The organism is Planktothricoides sp. SR001 (assembly GCF_001276715.1).
In the GTDB taxonomy this organism is placed as follows: domain Bacteria; phylum Cyanobacteriota; class Cyanobacteriia; order Cyanobacteriales; family Laspinemataceae; genus Planktothricoides; species Planktothricoides raciborskii.
Genome location: NZ_LIUQ01000001.1, coordinates 226,745 through 243,273 on the forward strand (window position 1 = coordinate 226,745; position 16,529 = coordinate 243,273).

General features: G+C 43.9%; 16 protein-coding genes. 10 read left to right on the forward strand and 6 right to left on the reverse strand.

Annotated features, from left to right (window positions below; genetic code table 11):
* The first annotated feature begins 30 nt into the window (after positions 1-30).
* Entirely contained in the window at positions 31-789 is a 759-nt protein-coding gene (locus tag AM228_RS00890) for a Uma2 family endonuclease (protein ID WP_054464199.1), read from the forward strand.
* 2 nt (positions 790-791) lie between these two features.
* The gene (gene cobJ, locus AM228_RS00895; RefSeq protein ID WP_054464200.1) at positions 792-2,231 is read left to right on the forward strand and encodes a precorrin-3B C(17)-methyltransferase; all 1,440 of its coding nucleotides are present in this window, start codon (positions 792-794) and stop codon (positions 2,229-2,231) included.
* A gap of 8 nt (positions 2,232-2,239) precedes the next feature.
* On the opposite strand, the gene cbiD is transcribed toward cobJ, so the two are convergent.
* The 6 genes from cbiD to AM228_RS00925 all read right to left on the reverse strand — a co-directional run bounded on the left by cbiD (position 2,240) and on the right by AM228_RS00925 (position 6,702).
* Entirely contained in the window at positions 2,240-3,331 is a 1,092-nt protein-coding gene (gene cbiD, locus AM228_RS00900) for a cobalt-precorrin-5B (C(1))-methyltransferase CbiD (RefSeq protein WP_054464201.1), read from the reverse strand.
* Between the two features lie 164 nt (positions 3,332-3,495).
* A complete protein-coding gene (locus tag AM228_RS00905; protein ID WP_054464202.1) occupies positions 3,496-4,068 on the reverse strand; it encodes a Uma2 family endonuclease in 573 nt (190 codons plus the stop codon).
* A gap of 135 nt (positions 4,069-4,203) precedes the next feature.
* Positions 4,204-4,434 (reverse strand): hypothetical protein, encoded by a 231-nt coding sequence (locus tag AM228_RS00910; RefSeq protein ID WP_054464203.1) that lies wholly within the window; start codon positions 4,432-4,434, stop codon positions 4,204-4,206.
* On the reverse strand, positions 4,435-4,776 hold the full coding sequence (locus tag AM228_RS00915; RefSeq protein ID WP_054464204.1) for a hypothetical protein: 342 nt from the start codon (positions 4,774-4,776) through the stop codon (positions 4,435-4,437). It lies immediately after the preceding gene.
* Between the two features lie 319 nt (positions 4,777-5,095).
* Positions 5,096-5,974, reverse strand: a complete 879-nt coding sequence (locus AM228_RS00920) for a metal ABC transporter permease (protein WP_054464205.1) — start codon at positions 5,972-5,974, stop codon at positions 5,096-5,098.
* Entirely contained in the window at positions 5,971-6,702 is a 732-nt protein-coding gene (locus tag AM228_RS00925) for a metal ABC transporter ATP-binding protein (RefSeq protein WP_054464206.1), read from the reverse strand. Before AM228_RS00925 ends, AM228_RS00920 begins: the two co-directional genes overlap by 4 nt.
* Before the next feature lie 52 nt (positions 6,703-6,754).
* Here AM228_RS00925 and AM228_RS00930 point away from each other — a divergent pair, with 52 nt between their 5' ends.
* The 8 genes from AM228_RS00930 (at position 6,755) to gatA (ending at position 16,453) form a co-directional block, all read left to right on the forward strand.
* Entirely contained in the window at positions 6,755-7,813 is a 1,059-nt protein-coding gene (locus tag AM228_RS00930; protein ID WP_231636521.1) for a metal ABC transporter solute-binding protein, Zn/Mn family, read from the forward strand.
* Between the two features lie 152 nt (positions 7,814-7,965).
* Positions 7,966-9,201 (forward strand): FAD/NAD(P)-binding protein, encoded by a 1,236-nt coding sequence (locus AM228_RS00935; RefSeq protein ID WP_054464208.1) that lies wholly within the window; start codon positions 7,966-7,968, stop codon positions 9,199-9,201.
* A 5-nt stretch (positions 9,202-9,206) separates the two neighbouring features.
* Positions 9,207-9,623, forward strand: a complete 417-nt coding sequence (locus tag AM228_RS00940) for a SufE family protein (protein WP_054464209.1) — start codon at positions 9,207-9,209, stop codon at positions 9,621-9,623.
* A 71-nt stretch (positions 9,624-9,694) separates the two neighbouring features.
* Positions 9,695-10,672, forward strand: a complete 978-nt coding sequence (locus AM228_RS00945; RefSeq protein WP_054464283.1) for a GTP-binding protein — start codon at positions 9,695-9,697, stop codon at positions 10,670-10,672.
* Entirely contained in the window at positions 10,660-11,742 is a 1,083-nt protein-coding gene (locus tag AM228_RS00950) for a WD40 repeat domain-containing protein (protein ID WP_082348688.1), read from the forward strand. The genes AM228_RS00945 and AM228_RS00950 overlap by 13 nt, the downstream gene beginning before the upstream one ends.
* 223 nt (positions 11,743-11,965) lie before the next feature.
* Positions 11,966-12,928: a porphobilinogen synthase gene (gene hemB / locus AM228_RS00955; protein WP_156331452.1), complete on the forward strand. Its 963-nt coding sequence runs from the start codon at positions 11,966-11,968 to the stop codon at positions 12,926-12,928.
* A gap of 125 nt (positions 12,929-13,053) precedes the next feature.
* On the forward strand, positions 13,054-14,133 hold the full coding sequence (locus tag AM228_RS00960; protein ID WP_054464211.1) for a GTP-binding protein: 1,080 nt from the start codon (positions 13,054-13,056) through the stop codon (positions 14,131-14,133).
* Between the two features lie 859 nt (positions 14,134-14,992).
* On the forward strand, positions 14,993-16,453 hold the full coding sequence (gatA, locus tag AM228_RS00965; protein ID WP_054464212.1) for an Asp-tRNA(Asn)/Glu-tRNA(Gln) amidotransferase subunit GatA: 1,461 nt from the start codon (positions 14,993-14,995) through the stop codon (positions 16,451-16,453).
* The last annotated feature ends 76 nt before the right edge of the window (positions 16,454-16,529 follow it).

Consider the following 16,529-nt stretch of genomic DNA (forward strand, 5'->3'; position numbering starts at 1 on the left):
AATAGCTCATAGTTGGGAGAGTCTGCCAGTATGACTTATTCACCGCTGAAATCCTTAAATTCTCAGTCTACCTTCGGCAAAAATTTGCCACCTTTAGAAAATGGCGATCGCTTAATTCGTCCTGAATTTGAGCGTCGTTATCAGGCGATGCCGGGAGTCAAAAAAGCCGAATTAATCGAAGGAGTCGTTTACATGGCATCCCCATTACGTTTTAAATCCCATGCCGAACCCCACGGACGAATTATCACTTGGCTGGGAGCCTATCAAGCGGCTACACCTCAAGTAGAGATGGGCATTGAGCCAACGATTCGGTTAGATATCGACAATGAACCACAACCAGATGGGGTATTAAGAATTAGCCAAGAAAGTGGCGGCAAATCAAGTTTAACTGCCGATGGATATCTAGAGGGATCTCCAGAGTTGGTGGTAGAAATTGCCGCCAGTAGTGCCGCGATCGATTTAGCGGATAAAAAACGAGCCTATCGGCGCAGTGGTATTCAAGAATATATAGTTTGGCAAGTATTTGAGCAAAAAATTGATTGGTTTGGTTTAGAACAAGGGGATTATGTGACGTTGCCACCAAATCAACAAGGGATAATTTGCTCTAGTAAGATGTTTCCCGGATTGTGGTTAGATGTTACTGCCATTTTGTCAGGAAATATGCTGCAAGTTTTGACGACGTTACAAACAGGTATCAATTCGGCGGCGCATCAAGAATTTCTCCAGCAATTAATCGCACTCAAACCAGAATCATCAACCAGAATCATCAACCAGAATCAACCAGAATAATTATGAAATCTCCGGCTATTATCATTTTAGGAGAAACCAGTATTCCTGTGGCGCGACAAATTCAAATTTCCCTGCCAGAAGCTCAGGTTTATGGCTTAGAAAGTCGCACCCAATCCGCTGATTTTACCTATACTAAATTTGGCGAAACGGTGCGAGAGTTTTTCCAGACCGGAACCCCGATTATTGGGGTTTGTGCGGCAGGAATTTTGATTCGCACTTTAGCACCTGTTTTAAATAATAAATGGCAGGAACCGCCGGTATTAGCGATCGCCGAAGATGGCAGTGCAGTGGTGCCTTTATTGGGAGGGTTACAAGGGGTGAACGATTTGGCTCGTCAGATTGCCGAAACATTGCAAGTTTCCCCAGGGATTACTACCACAGGATATCTTAGATTTAGAACTACTTTATTATCGCCGCCATCGGGTTATGAGTTAGTTAATCCCGATGATGCTAAGACTTTTATTTCTAATTTGTTGGCCGGGGCAACGGTGAAATTAAATGACGTAAATGGCACCGATAACTGGTTACAGGCTAACTGGCTACAAAATAGTCAGTTACCCATTTCTTCAGAAGGAACCTTAACTATTGACATTATTCCTAAAAATAACCGGGAATTGGCCAAACCGAGTCCAAATTGTTTGGTTTATTTGTGTGATGAGCAAAATCAAACTGGGGAACAGAATAAGATTCAGGGGAATTTAGCTATTGTGGGAACTGGCCCTGGGGCAATTCATTGGATGTCCCCGGAAGTGAGATTAGTGCTAGAAAAAGCTACGGACTGGGTGGGTTATAAAACTTATTTAGATTTAGTAGAACCCTTGAGAAAACCGAATATTGTTCGCCATGAGTCGGATAATCGGGTGGAACTCGATCGCGCTGAAATAGCTTTAGATTTAGCTGCCCAGGGGCGATCTGTGGTGGTGGTTTCTTCGGGAGATCCGGGAATTTATGCAATGGCTTCGGCAGTGTTTGAAGTGTTAGAAAAAAAAGCGAAACCAGAGTGGGAGGCGATCGCGATTCAAGTATGTCCAGGAATTTCCGCCATGCAAGCTGCCGCTGCGACGGTCGGTGCCCCGTTAGGCCATGATTTTTGTGCGATTTCTCTCTCGGATATTCTTAAATCTTGGGAAATTATTTCCCAAAGGATTTCCTTAGCCGCTCAAGCAGATTTGGCGATCGCCTTTTATAACCCGGTGTCTAAACAACGCACTTGGCAACTAGAAAAGGCCAAAGAGATTTTATTACAATGGCGATCGCCTAAAACTCCGGTGGTCTTAGCCCGCAATTTGGGCAGAAAAGGGCAAACTGTCACTGTGAAATTTTTAGAAGAATTAGCCGTTACCGATGCGGATATGCGAACAGTAATTTTAATTGGATCTAGTAAAACTAGGCTGATTCAGCAAGGGGATAAAAAGTGGATTTATACCCCCCGGCATTATTAACCCTGGGACTATTTTATTTTGGGCAATATTTGGGCAATTAACTCAGGGGCAATCGCACTTTGGGCAATAATTTTACCTTGGCGATTAAACAACACTGTGCCAATTTTTAGGGCAACATTGCCATATTTATGTACATATCCTTGGGCTTTTTCACAAATGGCTTCAGCTAAAGCAGAAAACACCGGCGACTCTAATCCCTGTTCCGCTAAAATTTTATTCGCGGCATCAGCAGTTTTTGCCCCTAAAACCGCTGCTACTGCGGCCAAATTGCCCCCAGATTTCACCACCGCCGCACTAATAATTTCTAACTTGGCATCTGCCAAATGACTGGATGTGTTGAAAATCCCTCCAGCTAACTTAATTAACTTGCCTTGATAGCCGAGTAACAACACGGAATTAGCCCCCCGCAACCCCGCTTCTACTAACAATGGGCCAATCCAGTTTCCCGTCTGGGCGATCGCGCTTTCGGGAATTCCTAACTGTTGAGCGATATTCATCCCATGACTGCCAATACAAAACACTAAATCCTGATGTTTCTGGACTACAATTTGCAATTTTTCCCGCAATTCTGCCAAATGTTCTTCGGTAGAAAGAGGCTGAGAAATCCCACTGGTTCCCAACAAAGATAGCCCGGCTAAAATACCAAATGCTTCATTAGAAGTGCGTTGAGCTAACTGACGACCTTCCGGTAAAATAATTGATACCGTGACTGTTTTATTTTCAGGAATTAAAGGCAACAAATTCGCATCAAATAAGCGTCGAGCATATTGATAAATAGCCGCTTCTCCAGCGGCGGTTTTGCCTAAGCCTTCCCCAGCGGCTAAAATCAGTGGTTCTGATTCACGGGCTTGGCATTTCACATAAGCCCAAATCGGCGTATTCCGGGTTAAATCTAAATTATCTCCGGGGTCGCTAATCGTAATTGCCAAAGCGCTATTGTCGTCAATATTAGCCACTTGTTGCACGGGAATCTTAGCGCGTTCTGGTAGCAAATCCAGAGAGACTTCTGAGAGAGTTTCCAGAGGATTTTGTAAGTGTAAAAAGGCTGCTTTTGCCGCCGCAGCCGCAAAAACCGGCAGTGTATAACCTGTACGAGCCATTGTTGGGACTAAATTTATATATATTTTTTTCCGCTTAAATTATACAAAATTTTGCCTTTTTTGGCGATGTTTGGCGATTTATTTCCCGGAATTTAGCCCAGATATTTTCTCTAATTTTCCTGATGAAATTGGATTTCCTTGATTTCCATGAAAGCATATAGCAACTATGGCGTCAGGGTCAGGCCGCGATAAACTTGCTCAATGGGGAAACTGAGGTTAATACTTTTTAGTTCTACGGTATCTCCTGCTTGGTAATTAATGATAATCCATTCACCGGCATCATTTTTGTGATATAAATCCATTTCGATTCGGGTATAATTGACTAATAAATAGTCTTTTAACACGGGGTTTTTGCGATACATTCTAAACTTGCCACCTCGGTCGTAAGCTTCGGTGCTATCTGATAAAACCTCAACAATTAAACATGGATAGGTGATGTATTGAGTCGTGGTCTTATCCCGTTCGTCGCAGGTGACACTGGCATCCGGATAGGTATAGTCATTGGTTTCGACAATGTTAACCTTAATGTCCGAATTGCCCGTGATACAACCGCTACCTTCTAAATGAGCGTCGAACATGGCGGTAAACCGGATGGCAATGCGGCCATGATTCACGGTGCCGCCACTCATGGCATAGACTTGTCCATCAATATATTCATGTTTTTCTATTTGTTGTTCTTCCCAAAGGAAATACTCTTCAGGGGTGAGTTGTGGGGAATTGTCTTTGGCTGCAATCATAATAATTTGGTTGGTTATATAGGCTATGGTTGTTTTGGAAATGGGGACTTTTTTATCCTTGATTACTGTCCCCAGCTTTTAATTTATTATACTCGTTATTTATTGAATTGCTAATATTTTTAAGTTAATTTTTTTTTAATGATTGTGGTGATCGCAGGCGGATTTACAAAATTTATTAATTCTGCTAGATAATCTCTTGATTTCTGTAGTTATTAATGGCGGGATCGCTCCGATTACGGGTAATTTTGCTCCTTGGCTTAAGGCGATCGCGGCGATTTTCAAATCTTGTGTGCCAATCCGAATCTTTTGGGCGAGAAGGAATTGAAAACGGGCTTCTGCTTGAACATCGTAGTCCTGTGCCGTCACTTAGGCTACGTCACCGTCAGGTTCCATTTGTCGATCGATGTCTTGGCGATATGCGGCAATTTCAGCCTGTAGATCGTCAAAGGTCGGGTCGTCCTTGAACCAGCCAAATTTATCAAGCCAAGGATTTCCAGTCTGGGTTGACAGTGGAATCTCCACTTGAACGACTTCAATCTGATTGCTTAGATAGTCAAGCAGTTGGGATTTAAGGCCAGCGGTAAGCGAAGCTATCCCGGAGGGAATCGCGGCATCACGGCTATTTTCGCTCACCGTGACTTGCGGCCATTCTTTGGCACGAGCGATATATTTATCATTTTCTCGACTGAGAATCACGTCATAAATCATGGCCTAATCTCCGGCTCATTTTTAGGTGTAATATAACTCATTCGTCTCGGCAAGCGCTGATGCCAAGAGTCTATATTTCGCGTAGTTATCGGTGAGCCAGTTAGCCGATTACAGTTTAGAGCATACAGAGCAAGGTGATAACGATACGAGCTACTGCGCGATCGCGCCCCTTACTTACAAAACTTATCAAGTCTGCTAAATAACTCTCTGATTGAATTAGTTATTAATGGCGCAATTCCGCGCAAGCGCGGATCGCGAATGCGAATCCGTTTTCCGGGCAAATCAGGCTGGCTAACCCTGACTATAAGCCACACCAGAACTATATGATCTGCTTTATTTTCTGGATAATTTTAACTCGCCGCTTCTTGATTTCAGGTCGAGTCAAAATTCCCTGAGAAGGGCTGAATAATAAAGCCAGAATAAATAATCCCGAAACTGCTAAGACAATGGCCGCGCCCGAAGGCACATTTAAATAGTAACTCATATACATTCCGGCTACACTAGCGATCGCCCCAATCATCGCACCTAATCCCATCATAAGATGTAATTCTTTGACTAATAAATAAGCGGTACTAGCAGGTCCGACCAGCAAAGACACTACGAGCACCACCCCCACTGCTTGCATACTGGCGATAATCGTTAAAGTAATCGCAGAAACTAATCCCAGATGAATCCAATGCACCGGCAAGCCAATGGCTTGAGCACCCAAAGGATTAAAGGTATAAAATAGCAATTCTTTATAAAATAGTTTGACGCCGCTTAAAATTAACAGAGTAATCCAAAAAGTTCGCCCCACATCATCGGATGTCACCGCTAAAATATCGCCAAATAAAAAACTATGTAGGTCAATTTTACTTCTCATCAAGGTAATCAGCATAATTCCCAAGGCTAAAAACCCAGAAAAGACTAAGGCCATTGCCACATCAACTTTTAAGCGAGACTGAGATTGAATTACGGAAATAATCAGAGTGCTCAGGGTGCCAGATATAAAAGCCCCTACAAAAATATCGATGCCAAAATAGTAGGCGATCGCCAATCCGGGCAACACCGCATGAGCAATCACATCCCCTAGTAATCCCATGTGTTGCACAATTAAATAGCTGCCGACCACCGCACAAATCACTCCCATCATCACCGCTGTGAGCAAGGCATGACGCATAAACTCAAACTGGAGCGGTTCTATTAGCAACGAAATCATTCCTCTTTCCTCATTTGTAATAAAATTACTCCATCCCCATAAGCTAACTGAATATTTTCTTTCGTAATCACCTCTGATGGTTTTCCCGCCGCAATTAGCTGCTTATTGATTAATAAAAATTGGTCGTATTTACGAGTGACTTCTCCTAATTCATGGCCGATGACCAGTAACATTTTCCCTTGGTGTTTCAGTTCCTCAAACACATCAAACAAGATCGCCTCAGTTTTTTTATCCACCCCCACAAAGGGTTCATCAAAAAAGAATAACTCTGCCTCTTGTGCCAATGCTTGAGCTAAAAAGACGCGCTGTTGTTGTCCCCCGGATAACTCGCCAATTTGTCGTCTTCTCAATTCCCACATCCCAACTCGTTCTAAAGCCGCTGTGACGATTTCTTTTGACTGACGAGACGGAGAACGAAACCACCCAGTATGCCGAGTTCGGGCCATCATTACCACATTTTCTACGGTGATGGGATAGTCCCAATCGATTTGGGCTCGCTGTGGGACATAAGCCACTTGTGCCAACTGGGATTTTAAGGAGCGTTGCCGATATCGGACAACCCCTTGACTCGTGGGAATTAAACCCAACATCGCCTTCACCATCGTGCTTTTTCCTGCACCATTTGGGCCAATAACTCCCACCAGTTGTCCCGGTTCCAGGCAAAAGCTGACATCCTCAACCGCAGAGACTCCTTGGTAGTTGACAGCCAGATGAAAAACCTCTAACATACTGACATTAAATAAAAATGATAATCGTTATCATACTTGAATGAGGCTAAAAGTGTTACAAAGCGTTAAACTCAAAACCCTGGCGAGTTTGGCGATGGGGATGAGCTTGGCGGGCTGTGCGATCGCTTCCCAAAGACCAGAAGCCACAGAAACCGTTGTCACCGAGCCACCAGCGATCGCCCAAAATCTCCCTGAAGTGGTGGCGACAACCAGCGTGATTTGTGATTTAACTCGACAATTAGCCGCTGAAACCATCAATCTGAATTGTTTAGTGGCAGCCGGTGAAGACCCCCACCTTTATCAACCATTACCAGAAGATCGCAAAGCGATCGATCGCGCCAACCTGATTTTATATGGGGGTTATGACTTTGAACCGAGTTTAATTCGCTTAGTCAAAGCAACCAAAAATCAAGCACCCAAAATAGCCGTCCATGAGGCGGCAGTTCCTAACCCAATCATCGGCCAACCTCACGCTCATGGAAACCATGAGGAACAAGAGAAAGAAGAACATGACCATGAAAAAACAGAAAAACATTCTGCCGGGGAAACTGCACCAGATCCGCACGTTTGGCACAATGCAGAAAATGGAATTCGCATGGTAGCAGTGATTTCGGAGGCTTTAAAAAATTTGTCACCGAGTCATACTTCATTGTATGAAAGTAACGCTGCAAAAATTAAAAATGAACTTACTCAAATTCATCGGTGGATTGGCGAGTCAATTGCCACCATTCCACCGGCACAAAGGCAGTTAGTTACTACCCATGACGCCCTGGGTTATTATGTTCAAGCTTACGGGCTAAAATTTGAAGGTGCTTTATCAGGATTAAGCACCGAAGAAGCCCCCACCGCATCCCGAATCGGGGAACTCGTCCAACAAATTAAATCAGCCAGAGTTCCGACAATTTTTGCCGAAAGTAGTGTTAATCCAAGATTAATCGAACAAGTTGCTAAAGAAGCTAATGTCAAAGTTTCTGAAAAGAAATTATATGCTGATGGATTGGGTAAAGCTGGCACTCAAGCAGGTACTTATCAGAAAATGTTGAAACTGAATACGGAAGCGATCGTCCAAGGCTTAGGCGGACAGGATCAAGCTTTTCAGTTAAAACAATAGATATTTCTATAAATTATGGCAAATTTTTGTGGTTACTGGCTAATGGGATTGCCTTGTTATTGGTCAAAATATTCTTGATAATTTATTGAGACAAGCAATAACCAATAAAAAATCACCATAAAATATATTCTCTGTCAACGATTAAATCTCTTATGACAAATAAAATTGATCTAGCAATTGTTGGCGGTGGGCCTCATGCTTTAACCTTGGTGACTCACCTGCTGCAAAAACGTCCGGGAATGCGGAATAGATTTTTAGTTTTTGACCCTAATAGCCGTTGGATGTACCAATGGCAACAGCAATTTGCTGCTTTGGAAATTCCCCATTTGCGATCGCCTGCGGTTCACCATCCTGACCCAGATCCTTATGGGTTGCGTCGGTTTGCGGAGTCTCGTCCTAATGAATTATTTTCTCCTTATGACTTGCCCGGAACGCAACTATTTTGGGATTTTTGTAACGATACAATTAAACGCTGGCAATTAGAGGATAAATTTGTCCAGACAGCGATTACCTCTATCGGTGTTATCGACCAAAAAAAAGAAAAAAAAGATAATTTTCCTCAGCGGTATCGTCGCTATAAATTTTGTTTACAACATTCAAATGGAGAGGAGACGATCGCCCGTCGAGTGGTCTTAGCTACTGGGGGAGGATCGGTCAATTTACCCGACTGGGTGGCACAAATTCCGCCCAACTATCCCCCAGATAGACTATTGCATTCCCAGCAAATTGATTTGCGTTCGCTGAACTCAGCCGGGGAAAAAATAGCCGGGGAAAAAATATTAGTTATTGGCGGGGGTTTAACCTGCGGACATTTAGCTGTAGGCGCTATGAATAAAGGAGCGAAGGTGATGTTAATGTATCGCCGTCGCTTACAAGAAAAATTATTTGATGCTGACCCCGGATGGCTTGGCCCTAAATATTTAAAAGGATTTTTTCATCAAGATTGGTTCACCCGATTTCGGTTAATTCAATCCGCCCGAAATGGCGGTTCTTTAACTCCGGCAATTATGCTGCAACTCAATCGCAGACAGCGGGAAGGCAAGCTAGAAATTTATCAAGAATGTCAGATTGTCAAAGCTTCATGGCAGGGCGATCGCTGGCAAGTTCTTTGTGACGATGGCAATCACTATGAATGCGATCGCATTTGGTTAAGCACCGGCACTCGCTTAGATGCCCTAAACCATCCACTACTCCGAGAAATTTTCGCCAATTTTCCCACAGAAATGATTCACGGTTTACCCGTACTCGATAGCCATTTACGCATCCCTGGTTTACCCCTATTCTTAATGGGAGGTTTAGCCGCATTGCAAGTCGGCCCCGTTGCCCGCAACTTATCAGGAGCAAGAATGGCTAGTCAAAAAATTGTTGATGGTTTAATACAAGCTTAATTCTAATGACAGATATTTCTAATTATCAAGCTTTAGAGCGAATTGTCCAACGGTTTCAACGGCTTTCTGAACCCAAGCAAAAATATGAACAACTAATTTATTATGCCAAGCGTCTGCCTAAATTTCCTGAAATTGATAGAATTCCAGAAAATAAGGTTCCGGGATGTACTTCTCTAGTTTATATCACGGCCAAACTTGACCAGGGGAAAGTTGTATTTCAAGGAGATGCTGACTCGCAGATTGTTAAAGGATTAGTCGGCGTATTAGTTGAAGGATTAAGCGGATTAACCCCAGCGCAAATAGGGCAAATTTACCCAGATTTTATTGTGGATACGGGGTTAAATATCAGCTTAACTCCTTCTCGGTCTAACGGATTTTATCAAATTCTGCAAATGATGAAAATCAAAGCATCATGTCTGTAGTCTGTAGGGTGGGCAATGCCCATGATCACCCTAATTCAAACACCATCATTTTTATTCAACAAAGAGGTTATATGACTACCAAATATCAGACAAATTTATTACCCGTCACTGTAATCACTGGCTATCTAGGAGCGGGTAAAACCACCTTGTTAAACCGGATATTAACCTATGAACATGGGAAAAAAGTAGCGGTCATTGTCAACGAATTTGGCGAAGTAGGCATTGATAATCAGCTAGTAATTAATGCCGAAGAGGAAATATTTGAAATGAACAACGGCTGTATTTGCTGTACAGTCCGTGGTGACTTAATTCGCATTATTGGTAAGTTAATGAAGCGGCGGAATAAGTTCGAGCATCTCGTGATTGAAACTACAGGTTTAGCCGACCCAGCCCCAGTGATTCAAACTTTTTTTGTGGATGAAGACCTGCAAAGTAAACTGGCTCTGGATGCGGTGGTGACGGTGGTGGATGCTAAACATATTTGGCAGCATTGGTCAGCGGATGAAGCTCAAGAGCAAATTGCCTTTGCGGATGTAATTTTGCTGAACAAAACGGATTTGGTCGTCACCGCAGAATTAGACGAACTGGAAAAGCGCATCAAAGGCATAAATGCAATGGCCAAAATTTATCGCACCCACTTATCGCAGCAAGAAATCGAGATGAATGCCTTATTAGGAGTGCAAGCATTCGACTTGAATCGGGCTTTAGAAATTGACCCAGAATTCTTAAATGAAAATGCCCATGAACATGATGAAACTGTGGGGTCAGTTGCCCTGGTAGAGTCTGGGGCATTAGATGGAGAAAAACTGAATGCTTGGATTGGGGATTTATTGCGGAATCAAGGGCAGGATATTTTTCGGATGAAAGGGATTCTCAATATTGCCGGGGAAGATTTTCGCTTTGTGTTTCAGGGAGTCCATATGCTATTTGATGGCAAACCCGATCGCCCTTGGCATTCTGGGGAAACGCGCAAAAATGAACTGGTTTTCATTGGTCGAAATTTAAATGAAACTCAATTAAAAGAGGATTTTCGCCAATGTCTAGTTTAGGGGGAAAGAAAAAGAGCCGTAGACCGCAAAAACTGCTGGAAAAATCCTCTAAAGAGATGCTTTCCGATTACGTCACTGGGGTGGTTTGGTCGAGTGATGGCAAGACTTTAGCAGCGAGTTCTGCCGCTGGTGAAGTGATTTTATGGCAAGGCAACAATTCGATTTCGATCTTGCAAGAGCCAATAGAAAGCTCGATTGATTGCCTATCTTTTTCTCACGATGGTAAATACCTGGCCGCTGGTGGACAAAATGGCCAGGTGAAAATATGGTATTTGCCAACCAAAGAGTTAGTTACCACCTTAGAAAATGCCCCGGCTTGGGTTGACCAATTGGCTTGGAGTTGTAGTTGTCATCAATTGGCGTTTAGTCTGGGTCGTTCTGTGCAAGTCTGGGATCTGGATACTCAGGCAGTGGTGACTACTCTAAATTTTGAAGCCTCTTCGGTTTTCAGTTTGGCTTGGCATCCGATCGCCGCATATTTGGCGATCGCCGGTTATCAAGGGGTAAAAATTTGGTGCGGTGAAGATTGGCATGATGACCCATATCTTTTATCCATTCCATCCGCTAGTCAAGCGATCGCCTGGTCGCCCGATGGTAAATACCTGGCTTGTGGCAACCTGGATCAAACTTTGGCGGTGGTGGAATGGGGCAATCCTCACCCTTGGGTGATGCGCGGATTTCCTGGCAAAGTCCGATCTCTAGCCTGGTCAAATCTCAAGACTGTCTTGGGGGCGCCTTTACTTGCCGCCGCCAGTACCCAAAGTGCGATCGTCTGGGAAAAGCAATGGCAAGAGGCGGATGGATGGGAAGCTTGGGAGTTAGAGGGACATACGGAAACGGTAACGGCGATCGCCTTTAGTCCCGATCGCTTCCTCCTTGCCTCCGCATCGGAAGATGGCCGCGTCTGCTTATGGGACTCTGCCGAGGAATTAGTGCAAATCCTCTCCGGGGCTGATGATGGTTTTTCTTGTCTTGCGTGGCAACCCCAGGGACAATTTTTGGCCGCTGGGGGACAGAATGGCGAGTTATTAATTTGGGCAAAATCCATTGCTGGGCAAGGGTTTGGCTAAAAATCCAGCGATTGATCGTCGAGGTGATATGGTATCGTAAGAATGATAATGATTTTCATTTTTACTTATGACCCTCACCGAGTCCCTCACCCTGGAAAATCCCACTACCGCATCCCCCAGTCTGCCCCCACAAACCACAGGGCAAACCACAGGACAAACCACACCAGACCAAACCACAGACCAAACTACACCAGACCAAACCACAAAAACCACAACCACCACCATGCGTCCCCGACGGTTACGGCGCACCGAAACCTTGCGACGCATGGTGCGAGAACATCACCTCCAAGTGGAAGACTTAATCTATCCTCTATTTGTGATGGACGGAGTTGGACAGCGGGAAGAAGTGCCTTCCATGCCCGGTTGCTATCGTTACACCCTGGATTTACTGTTGGCAGAAGTGCAACAAGCCTACCAGCTAGGAATTGGCGCGATCGCTCTTTTTCCCCTCATTCCCCACCACCAAAAAGACAACGCCGGCACCGAAAGCTACAATCCGAATGGCCTAATTCCCCGTACCGTCCGCGCAATTAAACAAGCGGTTCCCGATATTCTGGTGATTACCGATGTGGCCTTGGATCCCTATAGCAGCGAAGGACACGATGGCATTGTCCAAGATGGCCAAATTCTCAACGATGAAACCGTTGCCGTATTAGTCAAACAAGCCTTAGTCCAAGCGGAAGCGGGAGCGGATTTTGTCGCTCCTTCCGATATGATGGATGGTCGCGTGGGCGCCATTCGCCAAGCCTTAGATGCCCAAGGTTGGATTAATGTAGGGATTCTGGCTTATTCCGCTAAATATGCGTCCGCTTACTACGGCCCTTTCCGGGATGCCCTGGACTCAGCCCCGAAATTTGGGGACAAAAAAACCTATCAAATGGATGCCGCAAATGCCAAAGAAGCGATTAAAGAAGTGGATTTAGATATTGCCGAAGGCGCTGATATTGTCATGGTTAAACCAGCCCTGGCTTATTTAGATATTATTTGTCGGATTAAACACCATACAAATTTACCTGTTGCCGCTTATAACGTTAGTGGTGAATATGCCATGATTAAAGCTGCTGCGGCACAGGGTTGGATTGATGAGAAAAAAGTCATTTTAGAAACCCTGACCAGTATGAAGCGATCCGGGGCAGATTTGATTTTAACTTATTTTGCCAAAGACGTAGCTTTGATGTTGAAATAATTTGCTTTGTATTTGCTTTGTCCCGTGGTTAGGATGCAAATATGGGATAATCTCTGCCCACGTTAGGCATCGATCGCCTACCGAATTGCCTGATTTATTGATCACATTACCACCAAAAATAATTTATGTTAAAAAATCAAAATCACCAGGAAACCACCAGTCAACCAGCAACTATGGACATTCCTAAACGAGGAATGCCGGTGACAATTATCACGGGTTTTTTAGGCAGTGGTAAAACTACTTTACTCAACCATATTCTCTGCAACTCTCAGGATTTAAAAGTCGCCGTATTGGTGAATGAATTTGGGGATATCAATATCGATAGTCAATTATTGGTATCTATCGATGAAGATATGGTAGAATTAAGTAATGGCTGTATTTGCTGTACGATTAATGATGGCTTAGTGGATGCAGTTTATCGGGTATTAGAACAAGACCGGGTGGATTATTTGGTGATTGAAACCACTGGCATCGCCGATCCTTTACCCATCGCCCTCACGTTTTTAGGCACTGAATTACGGGATTTAACTCATTTAGACTCGATTATTACTGTAGTCGATGCGGAAACATTTACCGAGGAACATTTTGAAAGTGAAGCAGCATTTAAGCAAGTGGCTTATGCGGATATCACTATATTAAATAAAGTCGATTTAGTCCCCCGTTCAAAGGTGGAAGAGTTAGAACAATATATCAAAACGGTGAAACGGGGAGCGAGAATTTTACATAGTGAATATGGTCAGGTGCCATTGCCACTAATTTTAGATGTGGATTTAACTAAGTTAGACATTTATCAAGAATTTTTGGTCGAAGACAACCAAGAGGATGACCATCACCATGAACATGACCATGAACACCATCACCATGAACATGACCATGAACACCATCACTATCATTCCCATCACTATCATTCCCATCACTTAGAAAATGATGGATTTGTCTCGGTATCTTACGAGAGTGATCGGCCTTTTAGTGTGAAGAAATTTGAAATATTTCTTCAAGAACAATTACCCCAGGAAGTATTCCGGGCAAAAGGCATTCTCTGGTTTAGTGAGAGCGAATTACGGCATATTTTTCAACTCAGCGGGCCCCGTTTCGACATCGATGATACAGAGTGGCAGACTCCGCCAAAAAACCAGATTATTTTTATTGGGCGTCATTTGCCAACCCAGCAAATTCGTCAACAATTAACTGAATGCCTTGACTGAAATAAGTCTTAATTTAGTCATAAAAATCCGGTTATTATCCGGTTATTATCGGGGCATTTTCTACGATATCATACCAATTTATCTTGACACTCTCATTCTTATACAGCGGTTTGTTATACAGCGGTTTTCTGCTGAATAGATCCCAAAGCATATGTAGGGTGTATCTTCGATTTGTGGTTTACCAATCTAAAAACCGCTGTAATCACTTAGTTATAATGAGTGCATCACCCCCCCCTCTAACCCCATTATTAAGAGGGAATTGAAGGGGGATATCTTCTATGTCAAAAAGTAAAATTTTAAGAGTAAGGCTATTTGACGAGGAGTGGACTCTTGCTTCAGGGCGACAGCATTCGGGCAGTTAATTATCGATTTTCACAGTAAACATTTTTACCCGAAAGATCGTGATGTTAAAGCGCTAAGTATTTAGGCTACAAACTCTCCGCAAGGTTATTCGTGATTACATTAAGGGTTGACCTAGAGTGGGCTTCCCTCTGTCGAACCTCGTTACCTCAGACTTAGACTGGGAATGAGCAATTTATCTCACCGCAGAAGCCAGGAAGCTCTAACGTGAGACCTCTGGCAACGTAGCAACAGATTTAAGATAGACTTAGCGATCGCCACAACCACCACTTAATCTTTTTGTAATCTTGTTGTTGGTGTAAAAATATACGAATGCCGATCGCAAGCATATGGCTTGTCCCAGAAGCACCCCTGCACCAGAAGCACCCCTGCTTCATGGGTCAGATTTGCACCGACAGATGAAAAAATCATAAGATCCATTGATCAAAACCGACGATCAGGGACTTGCCACTTTACAATAAACTCTGGTAAGCCCGGATAGAAGATAAGAAGGTAAGACATGGCATCCATCCGCGAGTTACATAAACAACTCATTCAAAAAGAACGCTCTGCTGTTGAAATTGCTCAAGAAAGTTTAGACCGGATTTCCAAGCTGGAACCGAAAATCCGTAGTTTCCTGGTGGTGACGCCAGAAAAAGCCTTAGCACAAGCCCGCCTGGTGGATGCCAAAATTGCCGCCGGGGAGGAAATTGGACTGCTGGCAGGAATTCCTATTGCCATTAAAGATAATATGTGTACCAAGGGAATTCGGACTACTTGTGGTTCCCGGATTTTGGAAAGTTATGTCCCCCCTTATGAGTCCACCGTGACCCAAAAACTGGCGGAAGCTGGGGCGGTGATGATGGGTAAAACCAATATGGATGAGTTTGCGATGGGCAGTTCTACGGAAACTTCTGCCTATCAATTAACCGCTAATCCGTGGGATTTAGAACGAGTTCCGGGGGGGTCTTCCGGGGGATCGGCTGCTGCGGTGGCGTCAGGAGAATGCCCGATCGCCCTGGGTTCTGATACCGGGGGTTCAATCCGCCAACCGGCCTCTTTTTGCGGGGTGGTGGGCTTGAAACCCACTTATGGTCTGGTGTCTCGGTTCGGCTTGGTGGCTTATGCTTCATCCTTGGATCAAATTGGCCCGTTTGGTCGGACGGTGGAAGATACGGCGATTTTATTACAGGCGATCGCTGGTTATGACCCCAAAGATGCCACGAGTCTCAACGTGAAAATTCCCGACTATGTTCACGGGATCAGACCGAATTTAAAACCCAAAGGTCAACTGCGAATTGGCATCATTCAAGAAACTTTAGGGGAAGGAATCGATCCAGAAGTTGCCAGTACGGTGACAAAAGCGATCGAGGTTTTCCAAGATTTAGGGGCGGAAATTCAAGTAGTTTCTTGTCCGCGATTTCGGTATGGTTTACCCACCTACTACATTCTTGCCCCATCAGAAGCATCGGCCAACCTTGCCAGATATGATGGGGTCAAATATGGTTTCCGGGCCGACGATGCCGAAAACTTAATCGAAATGTATGGCAAAACTCGCGCTGCTGGATTTGGTCCCGAAGTCAAACGCCGGATTATGATTGGCACTTATACTTTATCTGCGGGATATTACGACGCTTACTATCTCAAAGCCCAAAAAGTTCGGACTCTAATTAAAGAAGATTTCGATCGCGCTTTTGCCCAAGTGGATGTCTTAGTTTGTCCCACTTCGCCAACTACGGCGTTTAAAGCTGGGGAAAAAATGAACGATCCCCTAAGTATGTATCTTTCTGACTTAATGACTATTCCCGTTAATTTAGCTGGTTTACCTGCATTAAGTCTTCCCTGTGGTTTTGATAAAAAAGGACTACCTATTGGGATTCAATTAATCAGCAATGTTTTAAAAGAAGATTTGCTGTTGCGGGTTGCTTATGCTTATGAACAAGCTACGGATTGGACTCAATACGAAGCCAAATTAGATTAACTGTTAGTGGTTATTTGTTCTTGGTTGTTAGTGGGTAGGGATTCTTTTCTTGGTTGTTAGTTCTTGGTTGTTAGTT